The following is a 391-nucleotide window of genomic DNA, read 5'->3' on the forward strand; positions in this document are numbered from 1 at the left end:
TCCATGGGCCTCGCTCCGCAGGTAGTCGAGGAAATTTTCGACACGCTGGCGGGGCTCAATCGCGAGGAGGGGCTGAGCCTGCTGGTGGCCGAGCAGAATATCAATCTGACCCTGGAATACGCGCACTTCGGTTATGTGCTGGAGAACGGCCGGGTGGTGGGCTCAGGGACTGCGCAGGAACTGGCCGGGAGTGACGATATCCAGAACTTCTATCTGGGCACAGCGACTCAAGCGTGAATCACCGCTGTTCTTCCAGCAACAGTGTTCGGACATTTTGTCTCGTGGGATACCGCGGGTTATCGGGATGTCTATGTAACCGTATGTTTTTAAATGGAAATATTTTTCGGCACGTACTGTGCACTGCTCAAGGCCACGCGTGTTGAATGCCTTC

Annotated in this window: 1 pseudogene; it reads left to right on the forward strand. The window is 55.2% G+C overall.

Features of this window, described 5'->3' with window-relative positions:
- Positions 1-237 (forward strand): annotated as a pseudogene (locus tag ALO43_RS27430) (ABC transporter ATP-binding protein); the annotation flags it as partial.
- Between the last annotated feature and the right edge of the window lie 154 nt (positions 238-391).

Source organism: Pseudomonas tremae (assembly GCF_001401155.1).
GTDB classification, from domain to species: domain Bacteria; phylum Pseudomonadota; class Gammaproteobacteria; order Pseudomonadales; family Pseudomonadaceae; genus Aquipseudomonas; species Aquipseudomonas tremae.